The organism is Acinetobacter sp. V104_13 (assembly GCF_031798995.1).
Lineage (GTDB): Bacteria > Pseudomonadota > Gammaproteobacteria > Pseudomonadales > Moraxellaceae > Acinetobacter > Acinetobacter pittii.
On sequence record NZ_JAVQNP010000003.1, the window covers coordinates 1 to 23,594 of the forward strand.

Annotated in this window: 22 protein-coding genes, 1 tRNA gene and 2 pseudogenes; 11 read left to right on the forward strand and 14 right to left on the reverse strand. The window is 37.9% G+C overall.

What is annotated here, in order from left to right:
- Nucleotides 1-138: 138 nt before the first annotated feature.
- The 3 genes and pseudogenes from RMB06_RS00290 to RMB06_RS00300 all read right to left on the reverse strand — a co-directional run bounded on the left by RMB06_RS00290 (nucleotide 139) and on the right by RMB06_RS00300 (nucleotide 2,975).
- A pseudogene (locus RMB06_RS00290) lies at nucleotides 139-1,225 on the reverse strand (DUF6670 family protein).
- Between the two features lie 17 nt (nucleotides 1,226-1,242).
- A complete protein-coding gene (pssA, locus tag RMB06_RS00295; protein ID WP_002119541.1) occupies nucleotides 1,243-2,076 on the reverse strand; it encodes a CDP-diacylglycerol--serine O-phosphatidyltransferase in 834 nt (277 codons plus the stop codon).
- 41 nt (nucleotides 2,077-2,117) lie between these two features.
- Nucleotides 2,118-2,975, reverse strand: a complete 858-nt coding sequence (locus tag RMB06_RS00300; protein ID WP_002119552.1) for a 23S rRNA (adenine(2030)-N(6))-methyltransferase RlmJ — start codon at nucleotides 2,973-2,975, stop codon at nucleotides 2,118-2,120.
- Between the two features lie 117 nt (nucleotides 2,976-3,092).
- Between RMB06_RS00300 and RMB06_RS00305 the strand changes: the two genes are divergently transcribed.
- Both RMB06_RS00305 and RMB06_RS00310 read left to right on the forward strand, forming a co-directional pair.
- Nucleotides 3,093-3,698: a 2OG-Fe(II) oxygenase gene (locus RMB06_RS00305; protein WP_017386964.1), complete on the forward strand. Its 606-nt coding sequence runs from the start codon at nucleotides 3,093-3,095 to the stop codon at nucleotides 3,696-3,698.
- Between the two features lie 67 nt (nucleotides 3,699-3,765).
- Nucleotides 3,766-4,293 (forward strand): hypothetical protein, encoded by a 528-nt coding sequence (locus tag RMB06_RS00310; protein WP_032006500.1) that lies wholly within the window; start codon nucleotides 3,766-3,768, stop codon nucleotides 4,291-4,293.
- 62 nt (nucleotides 4,294-4,355) lie between these two features.
- Here the strand turns inward: RMB06_RS00310 and RMB06_RS00315 are convergent, their stop codons facing one another.
- From RMB06_RS00315 to RMB06_RS00330, 4 genes are all read right to left on the reverse strand, one after another.
- Nucleotides 4,356-4,601, reverse strand: a complete 246-nt coding sequence (locus tag RMB06_RS00315) for a DUF2789 family protein (protein ID WP_002119522.1) — start codon at nucleotides 4,599-4,601, stop codon at nucleotides 4,356-4,358.
- A gap of 172 nt (nucleotides 4,602-4,773) precedes the next feature.
- Nucleotides 4,774-5,760, reverse strand: a complete 987-nt coding sequence (locus RMB06_RS00320) for a malate dehydrogenase (RefSeq protein WP_002119517.1) — start codon at nucleotides 5,758-5,760, stop codon at nucleotides 4,774-4,776.
- 211 nt (nucleotides 5,761-5,971) lie between these two features.
- A complete protein-coding gene (locus RMB06_RS00325; RefSeq protein ID WP_005804634.1) occupies nucleotides 5,972-6,634 on the reverse strand; it encodes a ribonuclease T2 family protein in 663 nt (220 codons plus the stop codon).
- A gap of 57 nt (nucleotides 6,635-6,691) precedes the next feature.
- Nucleotides 6,692-8,635, reverse strand: a complete 1,944-nt coding sequence (locus tag RMB06_RS00330; protein WP_032057396.1) for a lytic transglycosylase domain-containing protein — start codon at nucleotides 8,633-8,635, stop codon at nucleotides 6,692-6,694.
- A gap of 287 nt (nucleotides 8,636-8,922) precedes the next feature.
- Between RMB06_RS00330 and miaB the strand changes: the two genes are divergently transcribed.
- From miaB to ybeY, 3 genes are read left to right on the forward strand one after another with little or no spacing between them, the layout of a single operon-like run.
- Entirely contained in the window at nucleotides 8,923-10,374 is a 1,452-nt protein-coding gene (miaB, locus tag RMB06_RS00335; protein ID WP_002119558.1) for a tRNA (N6-isopentenyl adenosine(37)-C2)-methylthiotransferase MiaB, read from the forward strand.
- A gap of 37 nt (nucleotides 10,375-10,411) precedes the next feature.
- Nucleotides 10,412-11,500, forward strand: a complete 1,089-nt coding sequence (locus tag RMB06_RS00340) for a PhoH family protein (protein ID WP_213034083.1) — start codon at nucleotides 10,412-10,414, stop codon at nucleotides 11,498-11,500.
- A gap of 9 nt (nucleotides 11,501-11,509) precedes the next feature.
- A complete protein-coding gene (ybeY, locus tag RMB06_RS00345; protein ID WP_078225052.1) occupies nucleotides 11,510-11,986 on the forward strand; it encodes an rRNA maturation RNase YbeY in 477 nt (158 codons plus the stop codon).
- Between the two features lie 51 nt (nucleotides 11,987-12,037).
- On the opposite strand, the gene RMB06_RS00350 is transcribed toward ybeY, so the two are convergent.
- Nucleotides 12,038-12,922: an energy transducer TonB gene (locus tag RMB06_RS00350; RefSeq protein ID WP_078225051.1), complete on the reverse strand. Its 885-nt coding sequence runs from the start codon at nucleotides 12,920-12,922 to the stop codon at nucleotides 12,038-12,040.
- 232 nt (nucleotides 12,923-13,154) lie between these two features.
- Here RMB06_RS00350 and RMB06_RS00355 point away from each other — a divergent pair, with 232 nt between their 5' ends.
- The 3 genes from RMB06_RS00355 to RMB06_RS00365 all read left to right on the forward strand — a co-directional run bounded on the left by RMB06_RS00355 (nucleotide 13,155) and on the right by RMB06_RS00365 (nucleotide 15,346).
- The gene (locus RMB06_RS00355; protein WP_068615277.1) at nucleotides 13,155-13,826 is read left to right on the forward strand and encodes a hypothetical protein; all 672 of its coding nucleotides are present in this window, start codon (nucleotides 13,155-13,157) and stop codon (nucleotides 13,824-13,826) included.
- A gap of 158 nt (nucleotides 13,827-13,984) precedes the next feature.
- On the forward strand, nucleotides 13,985-14,698 hold the full coding sequence (locus RMB06_RS00360; RefSeq protein WP_014207724.1) for a DUF3108 domain-containing protein: 714 nt from the start codon (nucleotides 13,985-13,987) through the stop codon (nucleotides 14,696-14,698).
- A gap of 72 nt (nucleotides 14,699-14,770) precedes the next feature.
- On the forward strand, nucleotides 14,771-15,346 hold the full coding sequence (locus RMB06_RS00365) for a xanthine phosphoribosyltransferase (protein WP_002119547.1): 576 nt from the start codon (nucleotides 14,771-14,773) through the stop codon (nucleotides 15,344-15,346).
- A gap of 52 nt (nucleotides 15,347-15,398) precedes the next feature.
- Here RMB06_RS00365 and wrbA read toward each other — a convergent pair whose 3' ends face one another.
- Complete coding sequence (gene wrbA, locus RMB06_RS00370) at nucleotides 15,399-16,001, reverse strand: NAD(P)H:quinone oxidoreductase (RefSeq protein WP_005078299.1); 603 nt, start codon at nucleotides 15,999-16,001, stop codon at nucleotides 15,399-15,401.
- A gap of 361 nt (nucleotides 16,002-16,362) precedes the next feature.
- On the opposite strand from wrbA, the gene RMB06_RS00375 reads away from it, so the two are divergent.
- On the forward strand, nucleotides 16,363-17,610 hold the full coding sequence (locus tag RMB06_RS00375) for a YihY family inner membrane protein (RefSeq protein ID WP_311077793.1): 1,248 nt from the start codon (nucleotides 16,363-16,365) through the stop codon (nucleotides 17,608-17,610).
- Nucleotides 17,611-17,713: 103 nt separating this feature from the next.
- Here RMB06_RS00375 and RMB06_RS00380 read toward each other — a convergent pair whose 3' ends face one another.
- Both RMB06_RS00380 and RMB06_RS00385 read right to left on the reverse strand, forming a co-directional pair.
- Nucleotides 17,714-18,355: a fumarylacetoacetate hydrolase family protein gene (locus RMB06_RS00380; protein WP_101664481.1), complete on the reverse strand. Its 642-nt coding sequence runs from the start codon at nucleotides 18,353-18,355 to the stop codon at nucleotides 17,714-17,716.
- Between the two features lie 39 nt (nucleotides 18,356-18,394).
- The gene (locus RMB06_RS00385) at nucleotides 18,395-18,892 is read right to left on the reverse strand and encodes a YcxB family protein (protein ID WP_005804627.1); all 498 of its coding nucleotides are present in this window, start codon (nucleotides 18,890-18,892) and stop codon (nucleotides 18,395-18,397) included.
- A gap of 223 nt (nucleotides 18,893-19,115) precedes the next feature.
- On the opposite strand from RMB06_RS00385, the gene RMB06_RS00390 reads away from it, so the two are divergent.
- A complete protein-coding gene (locus RMB06_RS00390) occupies nucleotides 19,116-19,808 on the forward strand; it encodes a nitroreductase family protein (RefSeq protein WP_311077796.1) in 693 nt (230 codons plus the stop codon).
- Between the two features lie 115 nt (nucleotides 19,809-19,923).
- Here RMB06_RS00390 and RMB06_RS00395 read toward each other — a convergent pair.
- Nucleotides 19,924-20,000 (reverse strand) — tRNA-Arg (locus RMB06_RS00395).
- 88 nt (nucleotides 20,001-20,088) lie between these two features.
- Entirely contained in the window at nucleotides 20,089-20,208 is a 120-nt protein-coding gene (locus RMB06_RS00400; protein WP_227504977.1) for a hypothetical protein, read from the reverse strand.
- 372 nt (nucleotides 20,209-20,580) lie between these two features.
- On the opposite strand from RMB06_RS00400, the gene RMB06_RS00405 reads away from it, so the two are divergent.
- Nucleotides 20,581-22,755, forward strand: coding sequence for a hypothetical protein (locus RMB06_RS00405; protein ID WP_311077798.1), 2,175 nt, complete (start codon nucleotides 20,581-20,583; stop codon nucleotides 22,753-22,755).
- Nucleotides 22,756-22,819: 64 nt separating this feature from the next.
- On the opposite strand, the pseudogene RMB06_RS00410 reads toward RMB06_RS00405, so the two are convergent.
- A pseudogene (locus RMB06_RS00410) lies at nucleotides 22,820-23,413 on the reverse strand (HAD-IB family hydrolase).
- Between the last annotated feature and the right edge of the window lie 181 nt (nucleotides 23,414-23,594).

Below are 23,594 nucleotides of genomic sequence, written 5' to 3' on the forward strand. Positions count from 1 at the left end.
GCAATCAACCTAATCACAAGTAACTGTTTTTCAACAAGTTTCTATCTGCATCACCGCCGATGGATGTGCATTATAGATGATTAAGATCCCTTTGCAACCCCTTTTTTAATATTAGTACAACAACAGTTCGCTTTTTAATCAAAAATGATAAAAATAGTCATTTTTTATATAAACATGGTTGTAAAAGCATCAATTTATCTAAAATTTTCTCGTCCTGATTCTTTTCTTGCCATCTAAGTGGACGACAATCAATATATTCACAGTATCCACCCTCTCCTTGCAGACACTGTTCATTCCAGCTTAATTGATATTGAAAGCTTCCCACATATCCAGCCGCCAACCCAAACTTATAATCACCACGACTTTGTGCATAAAGTTCAAAAATTATTTTTCCATTTTTCTCACATTGCCAAGAAAACTCCCTAGGCAAGTACATCTCTTTACCATTCGGTGTTTTAACCTTTGGATAAACTCGGTGGATATGTAAATTTACGTCTTCTGTAAAACTTTCAACAGGCTTCCCAAATTCTTGAATATCTAATCTTGAACATAAGATGATATTCCACTGATTTCTTATTTGTAAGAATGTAAGCTGCGTCGTTTCATTTAAGTTTATAATTTGGCATGTATAGAAACATAAAGACAAGAACGGCAAATGCAAAGCTCGCGCGTGTTTAAATCGCCCCAACCCTTCAATTTGATATTTCTGTCCTTTATAAAAAATTTCACCTTCACATATACATAATGTTGACCAATAGTCAGAAACACCCCACTGCAAAGCAGAGGCATTAGATATATTTTCTGGAATCTGAATTTTAAGATCACACCCCATTTCTGGGTCTAATCGCTGAAGGCGAATCATGGGAATTTGCCATTGAATCAGGTCGGTTTTATCAAATTGATATAGCGCCGAATCAAACTGGCATTGGCGTCGAATAGAATATGTTTTTAAATGTCCCACACTATGTTGGCTATTACTTACAAGCACTGTTGCAGTGTCGATAGCTGAAGTTGTAATGCTGTGGGCGTTATAACACAGAGGAATACGTGGCTGTCCCACTAAACTAATGTAATTAAAATAACGAAGTGGGGTAGGTAAATTTGGAAGGATCAAGCCTTGATAAACAATTTTAAAAAAGCCACGAGAAGGTTGATAAACAACCCCCTCTTTAGCATTAGGGCCCAGCTGCTGTAATTGATTAATTTCATTTATCAACTTAGGCATACTGAACCTCTTCTATTTTATGTTTTTAGTGTTTCATTACTCTTGCGTGCAAATAAAGTCGTAACAAAACCAGATAGAGCATAGATAATTGAAACTGTCAAAATGCCCATTGGAATATTATAAGTGATTGCCGCAAAAATCAGTACTACTGGCAACATAACTACAAAAGGAACGCGTTTACGATCCATCTGCTTGAAAGAATAATATTTAATATTGGAAATCATGAGTAATCCCACAATTACCATAAGAACAGCATTAATAGTTTGAATCGCAATATCACGTAAATCAAAAATGAAAGGATAATCGCGAGCAACCCAGACGAGTGAAATAATAATAATAGCAGCGAGTGGACTTGCAATGCCGATAAAATAACGCTTATCAACAACGCCAATTTGCACATTAAAACGCGCTAGTCGGAAGGCTGCGCAGGCTGTATAAACAAAACAACAAGCCAAACCAATACGACCTAAATCATGCAAACTCCAGCTATACATCAGCATTGCTGGAGCCACACCAAAAGCTAACAAGTCCGAGAGAGAATCATATTGCTCGCCAAAAGCACTTTGTGCGCCAATTGCTCGAGCAACTCGACCATCTAAGCCATCCAATAGCGCTGCAATAAAAATGGCATAGATCGCTTGGTTAAAATCCCCATTCATACTCGCAATGATGGAATAGAAACCGGACAACAGAGCAGCGGTTGTAATTAAGTTAGGCCAAAGATAAATACCTCGGCGCTTCACTTTTTGTCCTTCCGGATTATCTTCTTCTTCAACCACTTCAAATGTAATCCCATCAAATGAATGTTCATTATGAGTTAAATCTTGCTCTGGTTTAGGCGCATTTGTCATTATTTTCTATTCCAAACATGTGCATTGATTTAAGTTAACTGTTACTCACCTACCAACCAGCGAACAGCAGCATGACCACCAGTTTCTTGCATGCGAAGATGCGGGAATAACCATTGTAGTGCTTGGTCTGCTTGCTCAGAGAACTGCCAAGGTGGGTTAATCACTAATAGACCACAACCATTTAGACCTACAGGGGTGTCATCTGGCCATACACAAATTTCACAAACTAACTGACGGCGGATGCCCGTTTTAAACATTTTCTTTTCAAAACGTTCAATCATCGCTCGGTCTTTGATTGGATACCAAACTGCAAAAACGCCTGTTGGCCATTTTTTATAAGCTTGTTGTAAAAGTTCAACTAATTGCGGAAAGTCTTTACGTTCTAATTCGTAAGGAGGGTCAATCATAACAAGACCGCGCTTTTCTTTTGGCGGAATTACGCCAAGCAAGCCTTCATATGCATCACGCTCATGTAAACCTGCACGTTTATCACGAATGTTATGACGTAATTGCTGAAATACATCGCGCTGCATTTCAAATATAGTCGCTTTGTCGATTTCACGCATGCCTTGCAGGGCAAACCAAGGAGAACCTGGATAGCTTCCCTTACCTTCTTCAGAACGCAATTGTTCGACTAACTTCAAATATTGTTGGATTGCTTCAGGTGCCTGACGCTTTTCCATTTCAGATAGTTGAACTAGACGATGAATGCCTGTGAGAAATTCTCCAGACTTTTGTGCAGGTGCCAGAGATAAATCATATTTGCCGGCCCCTCCATGCGTATCGATATAACGATAAGGTTTATCTTTAGCATTTAAACGGTTGAGAAGCTGTAGCAAAAGCACATGCTTCATAACATCTGCAAAGTTGCCCGCATGGAAATGGTGACGGTAATTCATGTTGACTTTAATTCCTCAATTCAACAAATAGTTTAACATGAAAAAAATATTCTTTCGTAAGGTTGTGATCATCTAAAATAGAGCTGCTTGATATTTTTACGATCTACTCGAGGTTATATGCACTCTCATTCACTTCCTGATTCATGGAATTTGGATCAAATTTTAGATGATTTAAATGCGCATGGCTTTGCCATTATAAATCAAGCATATCCAGATCAATATCGCGCACAGGTTTCTCAAGAATGTAGCCATCATATGGATGAGTTTAGAGAAGCAGGCATTCAAAACGGCGTTGTAAGTAATATTCGTAGTGACCATATTCTCTGGATTAACGATCAACTTCCTATTGCTCAGCAACATATTGAAACCTTAACTTTATTCTCACAAAGTCTAAATCAAGCATTCTATTTAGGGATTAAAGAGGTTGAAGCTCATTTTGCTCGTTATAATTTGGGTGAATTTTATGCTTTACATCGAGACAATCCTCAACAAAAAAATGATCGTATTATCTCAACTGTCTATTATCTACATCCAGAATGGCAAGAAGATTGGGGTGGACAATTACGACTGCAAGATAAAAATGAGAAATGGCATATTGTTAATCCCGAACCCAATCGACTGGTAATATTCCAAAGCGATTTACTACATGAAGTATTAATTTCAAAACAACAAAGACTTTCTATTACAGCTTGGCTTCGTAGTGGAAATTCTATTTGGGTTTAAAGGTTACTCTTTAAATTTGGTAAATGAACCCGATATAAAAGCTATTGATTAAAAAAGGTGATGGCGTATGTCTATTGAAAGTAAAACAATTGTGAACCGAATTGGTGAAACAGACCAACTTTATTTGACTAAAAATACGCCTGAGCTTGCTTTAGAGCGTGCTGAGTTACGCATGCAACTTGTAATATTAAGTCGTGTTCGCCAAGAACAACTTCATTTTTTACAAGAAGCTATTGTTCTGCTTGAACAAGCTCGTATGGAATATGAAGAAATGCCATTGAGCTTATACCTTAATTTGTCTTTACACTTAGCCAAAGCGTATATGCTTTACTTTGAACTCAATAAAGAAAAACGTTTTGCGTTGATTACTCAACAAATTTTGAAGCCATTAGCACATCATGAACATGCTGATATCTATTTCTTCTTGGCATATGCGTCAGCAGCACGACAAGAGTCAGCATTAACCCGACATTGGTTAACTAAATATTTATCAACGTCTACATGTGATCTTGAATTGCTTCATGGCCAACCTGTATTTGACCTTGTACGTCATGAGCCATGGTATAAAGATAAATTAAAAGTAAAGACACATTAAACTATTAATGCAATAAAGCCTGTTTTACGTATTACTTGTAAAACAGGCTTTATTTTTTGAAATTATTTTTTCACACTGTCTTCATGCAGTTGTTCATTAAGCTCATCAATAACCACAATCCATTCATCATCTTTTTCCCAATGACTCTTCAAAAAATCGCTTTGACCTTTTGACCAAAAAGACGCTTCATGTAATTTTTGCTCGGCTGGCAATTGATGTGTTTTGATAAAGTTTTCAATACTTGCTTCATCAGAATCTAAACCCAACTGATCAAATAAAAGCTCTAAAGTCGGTTGCTGTTCAAACATTGTTATTCTCCTATAACTTCTTTTAAATCATCTATTAAGTAATCTAACAATAAAACGTTTTTACTTGCATGATAGTGTCTATATTTTCTTGTTGCTTTTTGTGTTTGCTTTTTCAGAATTCAATAAAAAAGCACTCTAAAAGAGTGCTTTTTTAACTCATCAAACTGATGAATTATTTCACCATGTCAGCAATTGCTGCACGTTCTTCTTCAAGCTCGTTTAGAGTGAAGTTGATACGCTCACGGCTGAATTCATCGATTTCTAAACCTTGAACGATTTTGTATTCACCGTTTTCAGTTGTAACAGGGAAACCGAACATAACGCCTTCAGGAATACCATAAGAACCATCAGATGGAATACCCATAGTTACCCATTTGCCGTTTGTACCAAGCGCCCAGTCACGCATATGGTCAATTGCAGCGTTAGCAGCAGAAGCAGCAGAAGACAAACCACGCGCTTCGATGATCGCAGCACCACGTTTACCAACAGTTGGAAGGAATACGTCTTTGTTCCAAGCTGGATCGTTGATTTTGTCTTTTAAGCTTTCGCCATTTGCAGTTGCAAAACGGTAGTCAGCATACATTGTTGGAGAGTGGTTGCCCCAAACTGTTAAGTTTTCGATGTCAGCAACTGCAACACCAGCTTTTTGAGCAACTTGAGTCAACGCACGGTTGTGGTCAAGACGCAACATAGCTGTGAAGTTTTTCGCTGGAAGATCTGGAGCAGATTTCATTGCGATGTAAGCGTTAGTGTTTGCAGGGTTACCTACAACTAATACTTTAACGTTACGGCTAGCAACTTCGTTTAATGCTTGACCTTGGCCGATGAAAATTTCACCGTTAACTTTTAACAAGTCAGCACGTTCCATACCAGGACCACGTGGACGAGAACCTACCAATAATGCGTAGTCAGCATCTTTAAATGCAACTTTCGGATCATCAGTCCCGATCATGCCAGCCAATAAAGGGAAAGCACAGTCATCAAGTTCCATCATTACGCCTTTAAGCGCTTGTTGTGCTTTTTCAACTGGAACTTCAAGCAATTGTAAAATAACAGGTTGATCTTTACCTAACATTTCACCGCTTGCGATACGGAATAATAAGCTGTAACCAATTTGACCTGCAGCGCCAGTCACGGCAACACGAACGGGTTGCTTCATGTAATTGTCTCCAATGAGTGTCCTTAATCGGGCTAAATAGGAATTCCATCTAACCAAATCATCATAAACGGCAAAGATTGTACTCTAAAGATTTGGCAGATGCATGTAAAAGCGACTTGTTTTCACCAAAAGTCTGATAGAAAATACAAATTAATCTTTACAAATAGATTCAATGTATGGTCAGCATTTCCTTACGAAATGTTCGTAATCTTTAATAACTACCTTTAATCATGATTTCACCAGGGCAATTCGATACCACATGATTTGCACACTGTTTATATTGGCCCTTTACCGTGTAACAAACTTTCACTTCCGTTAAAACCACATCCGAACGTGATAATTGACAACTAAAACGGATACCATTTTGAGGTAAACTCGGATTAAGGCGTACAAACTGCTGTCTTAAAGCGGATTGCTGCATTTCAACATTTGTTGAACTTGTGAGACTAGCCGGAATTTTTAAACGTTCAGCAAAATTAATAACCGTACGGAAATATTGGCTTGCATTCATAGGAACGCATCCACCTACACTTTTCCATAGCTGTACACGAGCATTATTATCAGGCATAACCCGAGCTACGACTTTGGCTTGCAATGGAGACAAGGTTGCAGAACTGTCTGTTGAGCAATTACTTTGGTTTGTTTCTGGCATGAGGCCTGTAATTGTCAGTGAATATCCTTCAAGACATTTACGTTGTTTTTGTTTAGAGGGATCTAATGCACATGCGGCAGGTGTCATTTGCACATGCATAACATACCCCTGTAAATTAACAGGTTCGGCATGTAAAACGGAACTCATCAACCCTACTCCCGCACAGATGAGCCACCATGCAAGTTGCAAAATTGAACGAAGTTCCAAATATCTATATTTCATTTAATTAAAACTTGAATATGCCAATTAAAAGAAGATCCATCATCAACCACCTTAAAGTTAAGGCGACGTACGCATTGGAATGACTTTCATACGCTGCGATAACGACTGGGCGCCTTGCCCCAATATTACGCCGTAATGTGTTGCATTCGTCATAACGTGCTTGACGTAGTCTCTGGTTTCTAACAATGGAATTGTCTCAGTATATTGGTCAGCCGAAATTGATTGATAGTCCGGCTGCCAACGTCTAGCCCGATTAGGCCCCGCATTATAACCTGCTGTCGCCAAAACAGGGTTATTGCTTAATTGTCCCTGAATCATCGACAAATAAAATGTTCCATATCGAATATTGGTATTCATTTCATTTAATGCAGCCGGATTATAAGTTTCACCCATTTGACGTGCAATCAACTTCGCCGTATCAGGCATAATTTGCATAAGACCGCCCGCCCCAACGTGAGAACGCGCAGAAGTAACAAACCGACTTTCTTGACGCATTAAACCATAAGCCCATGCAGGATCAATTCCTGCATTGTAACTATGACTTACGACATTAGTCTTATGAGGAGTCACATAGCGATAAGTATCATTATGCTTATTTGTTGTACGATCTGCTGCATAAATTGCACGGTCATACCAGCCCATGTCATGAGCACGCTTTGCCGCAGCTAAAAGTAAACCATCATCGTGCTGAAGATATGCTTGACGAACTGCCCAATTCCACTCTCGATTCGTGTAAGTTGGATTTGCATTAATACGTCTTAAAGTAAAAGCACGATTAAAGTGAATATTCTGATCTAAACGTCTTAAATCACTTGCTGTTGGCTGATCATCATAAGGTTGATGGTTATAACGTTCACCTAAGCGATCTTTTGCTAAAAGGTTATGATAGTCATCACCAGCCTGAGCCAGTTTTCTATAAATTTGTTGCGCTGTTGCTTTAGAAGCACTATCTCCACGCTGCTCTGATGCCCGAGCAAGCCAATATTGCCAGCGATCTTCTTGCTTTTGGGTTACCGTCATACTATCAATAGCGCGAATTAAACTTTCCCACGCCCCAAAACGAATCGCCTGACGTGCATAAATTTCAGCTTCTTCCGGACTTAATGGATAACCATAACTTGCATCAAAATATTGAAGAACTTCACGATTAAAATTATTTTTCATTACCGTGGTGCCACCAATATAGGCTACCGTACGATATAAATATTTTTGAACATTTTGTGGCGTACCTTGGGCAACACGCTGCACATTTGAAAAAGCATTACTTAAGTCATTATTAGCTAAACGCCCTAACGCGAAAATTAAATAAGCATAATCTGCATCATTTGTTTTAGGCGCACTCCATAAATAATTGAGTGGGTTGGCCTGAATTTGGTTAAGCTGAGCCAAAGACAAATTCAAACCCAGAGTCTGTGCTGTAGCAAGCGCCTGCCCAGACAAACCTGAACGCAACTGCACCCACAGACGTTGTTGTTTATCTTGTGCGCTCATTAAAGGGCTAGATAACATCATGCGCCCTAAACCTAGGCAGGATTCTGGTTGTGACTCAGTTGCTAACCAAACATCTTTATATTCAGCAAAAACTAATGCATCACCACTTTTCGCCCGCACTTGTGCTAAAGCACAATTTTCGGCTTGGTCAGGGTTGGTGACATAAGATAAGACGGGTTGTGCAGATGCAAAGTCAGCTTGTTTAACTTTTTCTTCAACATAATCGGCTGCTAATTTTTCAGCCATTGCTGATTGTGGATAGCGTTGAGCAAAGCTTACGATAGAGGCAGTAGGTTGAAAGCCAAGGTTCGTATTAAGTTTCCAATATTCTGGATAGTATCCCAACACATCATTTTGCATTGCAAGCTGATATTGGTCTAATAACGCGGTATTACCACTATTTGCAGCATTTAGTGCATCATTAAACTGCTCTTCGGCAGCATAGGTAAATGAACAACCAAGTAAACACATAGCTCCTAACCAGCTACGATGCATATATTTATTTTTCATTACACGACTATGGATTGATGAGCTCTTTCTACTTGGTCTCATATATGTGCTAAACCCTGACTATTCACCTTCAACGCATAGTTTAATTATTCTTCGTGCTTTCTTTTGTTGTGTTATGTAACTCTATGATTCAACATCATTAAAATTCACCTAATTTACTTCACAAAAACCGTGTCATGTTCTGAAAGTTTACTGTTATCGGTTCAGCTCAAATACTGCTATAATAGATGGTTTGACCCATTTTGGGCCAATTTATTCTTTTTTAGATCGATCTGTTAGGAGCCTGCATGACGGTTCAAACCTTCATTCCCAATGGTGCCAAAGCTGCCTCAGAAAACACTGTTACCCAGCCAACGCACACCACTGATGTTTCAATAAAAAAACTTTATATTGAAACTCAAGGGTGTCAGATGAATGAGTATGACAGTCACCGTATGGCAGACCTTTTAGGGGATTCTCACGGTTACGTTTTGACGACCAACCCCAATGAAGCAGACATTCTGCTCATGAATACGTGTTCTATTCGCGAAAAAGCGCAGGAAAAAGTATTTAGTGAGTTAGGTCGCTGGCGCAAATTAAAAGACAAAAACCCTGATCTTGTGATTGGTGTGGGTGGGTGTGTTGCATCTCAAGAAGGTGACAACATTCAAAAACGTGCGCCTTATGTAGACATGATTTTTGGTCCACAAACATTACACCGTTTACCGCAAATGCTTGATCAACATAATGCTCAAGTAGAAAAACCTAAAAAAGATAAAATCAAACTGGTTGATATTTCTTTCCCAGATATTGAAAAATTCGACTTCTTGCCCGAACCACGTGTAGAAGGTTTTAAAGCATTCGTTTCTATTATGGAAGGCTGCTCTAAATACTGTTCTTTCTGTGTAGTTCCCTACACACGCGGTGAAGAAGTTTCTCGTCCATTAGATGATGTACTTGCAGAAATTGCAGGTCTTGCGGAAAAAGGTGTGCGTGAAATTTCACTTCTGGGTCAAAATGTAAATGGATATCGCGGTGAAACCTTCGAAGGTGGCATCTGTACCTTCCCTGAATTGTTACGACTCGTTGCAGAAATTCCAGGTATTGGACGTTTACGTTATACAACATCGCACCCACTTGAGTTCTCTGACGAGCTAATTCAGTGTTATGAAGATTTACCTCAAATGGTGTCACATTTACACTTACCTGTTCAAAGTGGATCAAATGATGTCTTACAGGCAATGAAGCGAAATCATACGATTGATGTTTATATCGACAAGATTGCCAAGTTAAGAAAAATACGCCCTGATATGCACTTATCGAGTGACTTTATTATTGGTTTCCCTGGTGAAACTGATGAAAACTTCGCCGAAACACTTCAATTTATCAAAGACTTAGATTTTGATCATTCATATAGCTTTGTTTATTCAAAACGTCCGGGTACACCTGCATCAGACTTGCCTGATACTACGCCTGAGCACGTTAAGAAAGAGCGTTTAGCTCAAGTTCAAAAAGTGATTAAACAGTCTAGCATTGAAAAAACTGATGCAATGCTTGGCAAAATTGAACGTGTTCTTATTGAAAAAGTTTCGGACCAAGACCCTAATATTTTACTAGGCACAGCCGATAATACACGTCTAGTCACTTTTGTCGGTGATGCTTCTTGGGTAGGTCGTTTTGCAGAGATCGAGATTACTGAAATTAAAACTTTAAATTTAGTTTACGGTGAGCTCTTGAATCTTGAGCCTGACGTGGCGTAATGTAGAGGTATTCTAAAGTCTACTGAAAGGTTTTCTCTTGACTGCAGCGATTCGACGTACCGTAACATTTCCTGAAATTTCAATGGAACGTTTAAAGAGCATCTTGGGTGCCTATAATGGGCACCTTAAGCAAATTGAACAGCGTTTAGATGTCAAAATTACTCATCGTGGAGATGTTTTTCATATCGATGGTGAGATAGATGCTGTTGGGAGAGCCGAAGCATTATTGCAACGACTCTACGAAGAGTCTGAGGTATCCCAGCAAATCAGTGCGGATTTGTTGCATCTGTTAATTCAATCTTCTCAAACTGAACGTAATTTCGAGTTAGTTGGAGAAGAAATGGATGAACATGATGCACCAATGGATGTCTATTTCCAAACTCGAAAAGGCCGTATTAACCCACGTGGTGCCAATCAAAAACGCTACGTACAGCGTATTTTACAAAGCGATATTTCCTTTGGGGTGGGCCCTGCTGGTACAGGTAAAACCTATTTAGCAGTTGCTGCGGCAGTAGATATGCTCGAACGTAACGAAATTCAGCGAATTTTACTTGTACGTCCTGCTGTAGAAGCTGGAGAAAAGCTAGGTTTCCTACCGGGTGATTTAACTCAGAAAATCGACCCATACCTACGCCCTCTTTACGATGCTCTTTACGAAATGCTCGGCTTTGAAAAAGTTGCCAAGTTAATCGAGCGTCAAGTGATTGAAGTTGCACCTCTTGCATATATGCGTGGTCGCACACTTAACCATTCATTTGTAATTTTGGATGAAGCTCAAAACACAACGCCAGAACAAATGAAAATGTTCTTGACCCGTTTAGGTTTTGGTTCTCGTGCAGTGATTACAGGTGATATTACCCAAGTAGATTTACCTCGAGGCCAACAATCTGGTTTGGCACATGCACTACGTGTACTCGAGAACATTAAAGAAATTCATATTACCCGTTTCCATTCCCGTGACGTTGTACGTCATCAACTTGTTCAAAAAATTGTTGAAGCGTATGAAGGTTGGGATGGTGAACAACACCGTCTTAATGCTGAAGCACGTGCTGAACGAAAAGCACGCCAAGAAGCATTAGTTGCTGAAAACGATACAGCAGCAGACTTGCAACATCAGGATGCTTAAGGATTCATTTTGAAAATCAGTTTAAGTTTACAACAAGACTTTCAATCACCTGAGTTAGAGCTCAAACGAGCTCAACTCAAAAAAATTATTGAGACAACTTTACGCCACGTCGGTTATAAAGAAGATTGTGAAATTGGGGTTGCTTGCGTTGATCTGGACGAAAGTCAGCAACTCAATTTGCAATACCGAGAAAAAGATAAACCGACTAATGTTTTATCTTTCCCAAGTGATATTCCTGAAGAAGTTTTACCAATGCTAGATGCCTTACCATTGGGTGATTTGGTTATCTGCATTCCAGTGGTATTACAAGAAGCATTAGAACAGGAAAAAAATGCCCAAAATCATTTTGCACATCTGTTAGTACATGGTGTTTTACATTTGCTCGGTTATGATCATGAAACCAGTGATGAAGATGCTGAAGAGATGGAAGGTTTAGAAATTGAAATTTTAGCAAAACTCAATATTGCTAACCCTTATCAGGAATAATGTGATCATTATTAAAATGTGGATATCCTAAAAGTTATCCACATTTTTTAATTAGTTAACCTCAAATTCAGCTTCAGCTGGGTCAAAACGCCAAGTACGTACTATACGCAACTCTGAAATATCTTTCATATTGGCATCAAAATGCCCAAATGGTGCGCCGCGGCGTACTGAAGACTTCGCTGCTTCATCTAAAACTGGATGACCTGAGCTTTCAAGCAAGCGAATTGCACGAATTCCCCCTTGAGCATTCAAAATAACCATTAAACGCACTTCACCTCTTAGCTGTTGCTGTTTGGCTTCTTCAGGGTAATAGCGGTTGCCATAAAGCTCTACTTTTTCACGGAACTTATCCAAATAAGCAGCCGAAGCATCTTTCTTTGCTTGAATACCATCGACTGTTTTGATTTTTTGCTGACGGCTGAAATCTTGTCTACGTTGCAAATATTGTGCTTCAAGGCTTGCAACCATCGCAGCTTTCGCTTGAAATTGACTTTGTAATTGTTCTAGTTCTTTTTTTCTTTGACTTGCATCCGCTTGTTTCTGCCAACTCAAAACCGTCATTAAAACTTTTTCTTCAAATTTAAGCTCTCTTTGTTGCTGTATCTTTTGCAAACTTTCTAACTCAGTATCTCCAGTTGAAGCATCATTGAGCATCGGATTTGGAGTATCACTAGAAGTCCGATGAGCTTCACGAAATGCGCCCGAGCCTTGCTGATCTGCTTGCGCTAAAAAATCTGCCTGATGAACTGGCTCATTGCTTGGCCGGATTGAAATTGCAATTTCTTTAGTAGATTGCTCTGATGGGCTAGGCATAGCAAAGTGAATGAGCAATACAAAAATATGGAGTAAGATTGCTAATATTGTTGCAGCAATAAAGACTCGGTCTTGCCACCAATAATGAAAAGGCTCTATGGATAAACTTCTTTTGTTCAACATAATCTTAAAAGCATATAAATGCCTTTTCCCCACGGTTTAATACCGAATAAAATACAAACTGATATTCAAATATGGATAAAAGTGTGATTCACTTCAAATATAGGGTTTTATCCATTTTCATTTTGTCAAAATGTATCAAGTAAATTTGCTACACTGCAATATCAAAACCCGTTTTTTATCATAATAAAGATTGTGTGGGCTCTTTAGTAAATTATCTTTTGGAAGTTCTTTTATGCAAACGCTATTTTCCTCATTAGTCAGACGCCTTCAAAAAGTCTATAAAAAAGCAGAAGCATTCATTGAGGAAGAAAGAGATTTTACATTATCGCAAACCTTTCTGAATGCCACTTTGCAACGTTACGTGACCAATAATGTTGAGTTTTTAGATGACCTACATGCAGATCTTTATCATGACTGGTTAAGGTTATATGCAACCATGCATGTAAAAGGTTTAGAAACCACACTATCGGTTGATTTAAAACTGATCCAGATGGAATTTAATAAAGAACAACAACTTTTAGTTTTTGAACAAATTAGCAATACACAAATTATTGAAGCGAAATATAAAAACTTTTGGCAAAAGATCGCCGTAAAAGCCGCAGTTTTTTATTACCATAAAATTTTGAAAAAAGACCCTTTGGGGATGATTCTTGAACGTTTTAATGTAGCAGAAGAACGCGATGAACTTATATTTCTTGATCTCAACCGTTGGTTTGGCAAAAAAGCCAGCATCATCGAAACATTAGGCAAAGTACATATAAATTACGCACGAGTTCGTGAAGCTGAGTTAGTTGTATTTGGAAATGTGAATTTAGCAGCCTTACTTTCTCGTGATCAGGACGACGATTTTGAAGAAGAATTCGTAGATTCTGAAATAACCCCAATTCAGCAAAAAGATGAGTAAACGGTTTATAAATGAAGATTAATTAACTGCCAAAAAACACAAATAGATTACACATTTAGCATAAATCCTGATTTTTTCTCCATGATCAACAGGCATAATATGTTTAAGTTACAGATGCATCAGCACTGACTTTTTAGTCTGTACAAGGATATTTACTTATGGCAACAAAATTTCTGAAATCATTTGGCATCGCAACAGGTATTTCAACAACTTTGCTTTTTGCAGGCTTCTCAAGCCATGCACTTGCCATGAGCCCATTTCAGGCGAATTATCAGTTTACTTACAATAATAAAGGCATGGGATCAGCTACACGTGCCTTAAGCCAGCAAGGTAATAACTGGACTTATAAATTCACTGCAAAAGCAGGCGGAATTGCGTCCGCAAGTGAAACAAGTAAATTTAGTTTCACCAATGGTAAAATTGGGTCTCAAAGTTTTAGCCGTACCAGCAAAATTTTGATTCATAACAACACCATGAGTATTAACTTTAATCCAAATAGCAAAACTATCTCTACCAAGAAAGATGATAAAGCTCGTTCATTTGCTTGGCAGGCAGGCGTCCTTGATGAGTTAAACGCAGAGTTACAACTGCGTGAAGACTTAAAGAATGGTTCACTGAAGACCTCTTATCCACTTGCAGATGCAAAAGAAGTTGAAAATCGTCGATTTGTAAAACAAGGTAATGAGAAAATTAAAACCTCTTATGGAACATTCGATACCATTAAAGTGGTTTTACAACACAACAAACCTGAACGCAGTACAATCTTTTGGTTAGCTCCGAAATTAGATTATTTACCAGTTAAAGTCAGTCATATTGATGGTAAAACTTCTTATGGATTGTTATTAACAAGTTATACAGGTAAGACGAATTAAAGCTTGCATTTTTTTGGATGCTTTTTAAAATACGCATTTGCTTTAAAAAGCATCCGTCTAGAGGATTCTCCCGTGCACGCACTAGAACAGAAAATCTTAACAGAAGGTATCGTTCTATCTGATCAAGTCTTGAAAGTCGACGCTTTCTTAAACCACCAAATTGATCCTGTATTAATGCAGCAGATTGGTAAAGAATTTGCCGCTCGCTTTAAAGATGCAGGGATTACCAAGATTATTACCATTGAAGCATCAGGTATTGCACCTGCAATCATGGCAGGTTTAGAACTTGGTGTACCTGTAATTTTTGCTCGCAAATATCAGTCATTGACTTTAAAAGATGACTTATATCGCTCTAAAGTATTTAGTTTTACTAAACAAACTGAAAGCACGATTGCGATTTCAAATAAACATCTTCATTCAACTGATAAAGCATTAGTTATTGATGACTTCTTGGCAAATGGTCAAGCAGCATTAGGCCTGATTGATTTAATTCACCAAGCAAATGCAGAAGTTGTAGGTGTGGGTATTGTGATTGAGAAATCATTCCAACCAGGTCGTGATTTATTGCTTGAAAAAGGCTACCGCGTTGAATCATTAGCACGTGTTCACTCTCTTACAGATGGTAAAGTTACTTTTGTAAAAGAATAAAATGTACATCTAAAAAAGAGCGGATATCCGCTCTTTTTTTATTTGCTCAAAACTAAACTAAAAGCTTTTTGGCAACCTCTCCTAAACGTTTGCCTTGAGCTTCACACAAAATCTTTTCATCCTGACTTAAGTTTTGGTCATGACGCGGTCCACTTACATGGCTTGCGCCATAAGGTGTTCCCCCTGTTTTAGTATTAGATAAGGCTGGAATTGCATTAGGTAATCCCAAAATCATCATCCCATGATGAAATAACGGCGGTAACATAGTGAGTAAAGTACTTTCCTGCCCACCATGCATTGAACCAGAAGAAGTGAAAACACAAGCGGGTTTATTATGTAATGCCCCATTGAGCCAAAGACTCGTTGTTTGATCCCAAAAATATTTCATTTCACTTGCCATATTGCCAAAGCGGGTTGGAGAACCTAACGCTAAACCTGAACAATTCGCTAGATCATCTAACGTACAGTAGATATCCCCTTCTTCCGGAATGCTTGGCTCGGCTATTGTGACAGCTGGAGCAATATTTGGTACTGTCCGAATTTTCACTGACATACCCGCAGACTCAACACCGTTGGCAATTAAATGAGCCATTTCTTTAGTAGAACCATATTTGCTGTAATAGAGTACAAGAATGTAAGGTTGCATCGGTTTCATAAATTTTGTTAAAAAGAACACTATACGGGATTTTTTATTTTTTTGGCGCAACCAATTTTATGAAATTCTAGAGGTGATTGATGGTGCAGCACAAAAGATAATGCGAGCAATTTTCTCGGACTCATTGAGTAAAAAGTTTATCTACTTTTGGTAAACCCTTGCTTAGACAACAGAAAGCCTACTTTTTTGAAAAAAGTTTATGGCTACAATTCTTTCTATAGCACATAGTAAACTTACAGAACGACTTTAATTCTATAAGTTATTATTTTGCTTTAATCTACGATTTGAGTTCTTAAGCTCATACTTTGATAAGCTATCAATCGCCCAACATGATGATTAAAAAAATCGGGATAGACGACGCATGTTACAACGTTTTTTAAGTAAGCTTCCTTTTTATAATAAAACCTGGTTTCAGTTCGTTTTATATGTATTTAAGCGTTTTGAAGCTGATCGGTGCCGTGAACAAGCTGGCTCTCTCACCTATACAACGCTATTCGCAGTTGTGCCGATGTTAACAGTTTTTTTAGTAATTATTTCTTCAATCAAAGCGTTAGAACCCGCAAGACAACAGCTGCAACATTTAATCTATAGTAACTTTTTACCAAAGAGCACGATCGCATTTGATAAAGCGCTAAATGCTTTTACAGAAAAATCTAGCAACTTAACCGTTATTGGTGTGCTGTTTTTATTCGTTACCACTGTCTTAATGCTGACCTCAATTGAAACCGTCTTTAACCGTATTTGGCGTGTAAAAGAAACTCGCAGTGGTATTATGGGCTTTATGCGCTATTGGACAATCATCTCTTTAGGTCCGATTATTTTAGGCAGTGCATTTGTTATTTCATCAACAGTTGCATCGATGAACTTATTAAGCAATAACTTCACAGGTTATCAACTTGATGGCGCATTTCTACTCTGGCTAATTTCTTTTGTACTCACAATTTTGGGTTTCTTCATTTTATATTGGACCATTCCCAATCGCACAGTCCCAGTTTATGCAGCAGGAATAGCGGCTTGTTTAAGTGCTGTACTGTTTGAAATACTCAAAAATTTCTTTAGCTTTGTGATGTCAAATTTCACTAGTTATGAAATTATTTATGGTGCATTTGCAGCAGTGCCAATTTTCCTTCTATGGATCTTCCTGTCATGGAACATTATTTTACTTGGTGTAGAAGTAAGTTTTGCACTAACTGCTTTTCACTCGGGTAAAGAGCAGAAACGTCATCCTGTTTTAATGCTATTAGATATTCTCGAGCTGTTTTATAAAAAACAGAAACTCGGTGAAAGTGTACGTGACAAAGAAGCTTTAGAAATTTTAGGTCGTGGAGAGATTGGCCGCTGGCCAGCTTATGTACTTTTGCTTGAAGAGCAAAATTTGGTTAAACGTACCGATAAAGATGAATATGTGCTTGCGCGCAATTTATCCCAAGTTGACTTCTGGAGCTTTTTCACTGCTCTTCCATACCCTCTGCCATTACGTGAAGATGTTCTAAATGTACACGATGACGATGAATGGATGGAAAAAATAGGACCTGCCTTGGTCGAATCTAATGATTATTTAGCAGCAAAACTTTCTATTCCACTCTCAACAATTTTTGAAGAGAAATAAAAAAGTAGAACTCTTCAATAGTATAGACACTCTTTCCTACCCAATAAAAAACCCTATTATTAAAAAAATAATAGGGTTTTTTATTGGCAATTTTAGGAGTGGGTTATGCTTTTACAAAAGTTTCCCATGCAAAATCTTGCGTTGCACCTTTTAATGTCATTTTCAACTGATCGCCTGCATGTAATGGCCCAACCCCAGCAGGTGAACCTGTCATAATCACATCACCCGGTTCTAGTGAAAAAACCTGATTAATATCAGTTAAAAGTTCACCAATAGTAAACATTAACAGTGCAGTATTACCATCTTGACGCAATTCATCATTAATATGGAAAGTGAATTTGGTCTCTTGCCAATTTGTAATTTCTTTTGTATCAACCCAATCTGCCAAAACACAAGCACCATCAAAAGCTTTAGCTCGCTCCCATGGGTGGCCTTTACTTTTCAGATCATTCTGTAAGTCACGCATTGTTAAATCAAGACCTAAAGTTACTGCTCCAATCGCTTTTAAAGCTTTTTCAGGGTCAGTTTCACCTTTCAAAGGTTGATCAATACGTAACACTAACTCACACTCAAAATGGCAACTGCCCCACGCTGGATTCCAATAAATACCGTCATTTAAACCAATCAAGCTACTCGGTGGTTTAATAAATAATATAGGGCTGTCAGGCATAGCATTATTTAATTCTTTGACATGATCGGCGTAACTTCTGCCCACGCAAACGATTTTTGAAGGACGTGTATTCATGAGGCTTCCTTTGTTGTTGCGGCTAATAATTCCAATAATTTATTTCTTAAATGTATTTTCAAATATGGTTTGATCTGAAACCTGTGCAAATGCACGCTTTGGTACAATAATTACAGTTTTATTCTTTAGCTCAAGCATGTAGGTCAATTTACCTTTAGCAAAAGTTTGCACATCCGTATATTGCATCACCTGCTTACGACCATTGGCATAAAGCTCAAAGTAATCTTGATATAAGTCGATTCCCTGCTCACTCTTTCCAAATTGGTAACGAACAAATTGACGCTTAAATAACATAGGTAAAAGCCAGTAACGCATCAGGCCTTGCATCACCAGAAAAAATACGCCTAACCCGACATAATATCGTCCAACCCCAGAGAGACCTAAATAAAATCCCCAAATAATAATTGCGATACTAATTGCAGGTGTAAGAAAACGGGTAAATTGCTTTTTCCCAAATGTCACTAATGAAAATCCATCTTGTGACTCTTCTAAATTCAAATAGTAACGTAAAGATAAAGCTGTTTTTTGCTCAGTCATTGCACTGCATCAATACTCAATAAATCGAAACTATTAGAGCATATTCATTTCAGCTTTAAAATGAATCAAAGGCTATTTTTTATTTTGTTTAAAAATGGAGCTTATGATGAGATTCGAAGATCAACTACGTTGCATATATAGAACATAGATTCATATTTTTTGAGCTTATTTCAGTTTTTAAAATTTCTACAATAAGAGCATCACCTTCTTAGTGGAATGTCTCATGTCTTTCTTTGCAAAATTATTTGGCTTAAATCAAAAAGCAACAGTCTCAAAAGATGTGGTTACTCAAGCCACTCAAGAGTCCTCTCTTTTCAATCAACCAAGCTTTTTAGAATTAATTAAAAAACGTCGTTCTATTTATTCGATCGGGAAAAACTTACAACATACTCCTTCGGAGATTGAAGGATTAATTCAAGAAGCGGTCAAACATAGCCCCTCAGCATTTAACTCTCAGTCATCTCGCGTTGTAATTTTATTTAATGAGTCTCATCAAAATTTCTGGAATATTGTTTTAGATGTATTAAAAACTATTGTTCCTGCCGAAGCACTGGCTGGAACTGAACAAAAAATTCAAAGTTTTACAGCGGGTGCTGGTACAGTTTTATTTTTTGAAGACCAGGATGTGATTAAAGGTCTACAAGAGCAATTTGAATTGTATGCTGATAATTTCCCAGTCTGGTCTGAACACTCAACAGCAATTGCACAATTTGCAGTATGGAATGTATTGGCTGAACAAGATATTGGAGCTTCTTTACAACATTACAATCCAATTATCGATGAGAAAATTAATGCTGCTTTTGATATTCCTGCTCAATGGAAACTAAGAGCCCAATTAGTATTTGGTTCAATTGAAGGCGAAGCAGGTGAAAAAGCTTTTATTGAAGATAAAAGCCGTTTTAAAACATTTGGCTAATTTTTTTCAACTTCAAATCATTTAAGAGCTGGTTGCCATGAGCACTAGCTTTTAAATCGAACTAATAAAAAACAGGTACAAAAAAACCGCTATATATAGCGGTTAATTCTTCAAGTGGTGCGCTCAGAGAGATTCGAACTCCCGACCCCTTAGTTCGTAGCCAAGTGCTCTATCCAGCTGAGCTATGAGCGCGTACTTGATGTTGCGCATTATACGCATTTTTTAAGGCTTAGGAAGCCTTTTTTCATTTTTCTGTCATCAAACGTCTAGTTCTTAGCCATCACTCTAGTTTACATAGCTTTGTAGCTAAAGTTATTGAAACTTTGCTCACCAAAGATGTATCTGAAATATTTTTTTTCAAATAAGTTTTATAGAATTTTTGAAGCTTTTTGCCATCTATCTAGAAGATAAAGGCTACTGTTTTAGTCAACATTATATAAATAATATATTTCTGGTTGAACCTAACTATTATAAGACTGTTTGAAATTTAACTAAGATAATGCTTCAAATAAGTGAAAATATGATTAAAAAAATAATTAGTTAAAATTATATAATATAAAAATTATTATTATTTTTATGTCTAAATTAAATAAATTATTATTTCTTTAAATATTATTTAATAACAAAAAATGTGACTAAAAATACACATTGACAGCTTTTGAGATCTAACCAATACTAAATCGCAATTATTGAGATACACATCTCATTAATTATAAAGCGCAATAAATAATACTTACTTAAAAATACAAAATTATATAGGAAATAGACCAACATGTTCTTACTAACAAACCTCGTATCTTCGATATCAAAAATTACTCAAGATTTGGGTAATATTGTATCGGTGAACACTACTGTAACTGGTAGCTCTTCTGTTGAAGGCCAGATATCAACTTCTGGTTTACTTTCAGATACTCTATCTACAGTAACAAATACTCTTACAACAACCACAACAGGCCTTGTTTCTGATGCCGTTGGTACTGTTACTGGCAGTATCGGTTCTACAAGTCCTGTAGACACAGTAACTAATATTATTGGCGGAGTAACTGGCGGTATTGATCTTGGAACTTCTCCAATTGCTCCAGTTATTGATGTTGTTCAAGGTGGCATCGACATTCTTCAGGGTGTTGAAAGCCTAAAAACTGAAATCATCAATACAGGTATCGACACTGTTGCTGATACTATCATTGGTGTCCTTCCTCAAACTGAACACCCTGTTTCTGAAATTGCTGATCTTGGCACTTTAACTTTCGAAACTTCTCGTGACACAGTAAATGGCACGCTTGAAGTCATTTCTGATCTAGTGGGAGGAGACATTCAAGGCGCAACTGAGTCTGCTACTGGTGTCGTTGAAACATTAATCACTAATGGTACAACTGCTACAGGTATTGTTACTGACGTTGTCGGAAGCATTACAGACGTCGTTGGTGGTGTAACTGGTGGCGTTGATGGCAACCCGCTTGAAGTAATTACTGACATCATCGGTGGCGTAACTGGTGGCGTTGACGGTAACCCGCTTGAAGTAATTACTGATATTATCGGTGGTGTAACTGGTGGTGTTGATGGCAACCCGCTTGAAGTAATTACCGATATTATCGGCGGCGTAACTGGCGGTATCGGTGATGGCACATCTCCAATCGCTCCAGTGATTGATGTCGTTCAAGGCGGTATTGATATTCTACAAGGTGTAGAGAGCCTAAAAACTGAGATCATCAATACTGGTATCGACACTGTTGCTGATACTATTATTGGTATTCTTCCACAAACTGAATATCCTGTTTCAGACCTAGCAGATCTTGGCACTTTAACTTTCGAAACTTCTCGTGACACAGTAAACGGTGCACTTGAAGTTGTTTCTGATTTAGTCGGTGGTGATATTCGAGGTGCTACTGAATCTGCTACCGGTATTCTCGATACGCTGATTACAAATGGCACAACTGCTACTGGAATTATTAATAACATTATCGGCGGCGCAACAAGTGGTGATAGCCCACTTGGCGTGGTAACCGACATTATTGGTGGTGTAACTGGCGGTGTTAGTGGTAATCCTCTTGAAATCGTAACTGACATTATCGGCGGTGTAACTGGTGGTGTTGACGGTAACCCGCTTGAAGTAATTACTGACATCATCGGCGGTGTAACTGGTGGTGTTGACGGTAATCCACTTGAAGTAATTACTGACATTATTGGCGGTGTAACTGGTGGTATCGGTGATGGAACTTCTCCAATCTCCCCAGTGATTGATGTTGTTCAAGGTGGTATTGATATTCTTCAGGGCGTAGAAAGCTTAAAAACTGAAATTATCAACACTGGCATTGATACAGTTGCAGATACAATTATCAGCATTCTTCCACAAGCAGAACATCCAGTTTCTGAACTTGCAGACCTCGGCACATTAACTTTCGAAACTTCTCGTGACACAGTAAATGGCACGCTTGAAGTCATTTCTGATCTAGTGGGTGGAGACATTCAAGGTGCTACTGAATCTGCTACCGGTATTCTCGATACGCTAATTACAAATGGCACAACTGCTACTGGCTTAGTAACAGAAATCATTGGTGGATTGACAGGAACTATTGGTGGGGTTACTGGTGGAGATAGCTCACTAGGCTTAGTCACTGATTTACTTGGCGGTTTAACTGGTAGCGTAGATGGTGATAGTCCTCTTGGCTTAGTGACCGACCTTCTAGGCGGCTTAACTGGTGGCGTTACTGGTGGTACAGACAACCCTATCGGCATCGTAACAGATATCGTGGGTAGCTTAACGGGCGGTGTGACTAGTGAAGGCGGATTAGATGTTATTTCTAATTTACTAGGTGGATTAACTGGTGGTAGCTTACTTGGTGGTGTAACTTCGACAGTATCAAGCGTAACTAATACAACGCATACTATCGTACCTACATCATTACTTACCGATAACTTCTTAGAAAACTCTTTCAATACTGTTTAATATAAGTCATTAAAATAAAGCCACTTATTACAAGTGGCTTTATTTATTAATATATCTTTAAATATTAATTCATTTCTTCCCATCTATAATATTTCTTATGCGCTAGCTCTAACATTGCATAATCATTAGGTGTATCACCATAAGCATAAATTGTAGAATACTGAGTTAAATCATATTTGTTTTTTATTCTATTTACTTTTTCTAAATAACCACAATCACCATTAATAAAATCACCTGTCAAAATACCATCACGTATTTCAAGTTGATTACATATAACGTCTAAATCTAAAGATTGACACCAGCTTTCTAAATAAACGCCTAATGATGCAGATACAACAACAATCTGATCACCTTGTTGTTTATGCCAGAGAATACGTTCCAAAGCATTTTGACGCACACAGGTAGGAAGGATATTTTTAGCAAACTATTGCCCCATATATTTTAGGGAAGCCGCATCATAGCCCACGTATCCCACCTGACAGAGTTTAGTTCGAATGGTTTTATCGGTTACCCATCCAAGCTTATAACCCGCTATATAAGGTGCAAGTCGAATACCACCTAGTATTTGAGTTTTTTTATTTAAAGAAAATTTAAGGAATAGGCTGAATGTATCGCTGTGAGTGATCGTGCCGTCAAAGTCAAATAAAGCTAAGTTCATTTATGATTATCTCTAATATAATTAAAAAGTTATAAATTTAGATTTTTTAAAGTACTAAAAAATAGGCACAAAAAAACCGCTATAAAAGCGGTTAATTCTTCAAGTTGGTGCGCTCAGAGAGATTCGAACTCCCGACCCCTTAGTTCGTAGCCAAGTGCTCTATCCAGCTGAGCTATGAGCG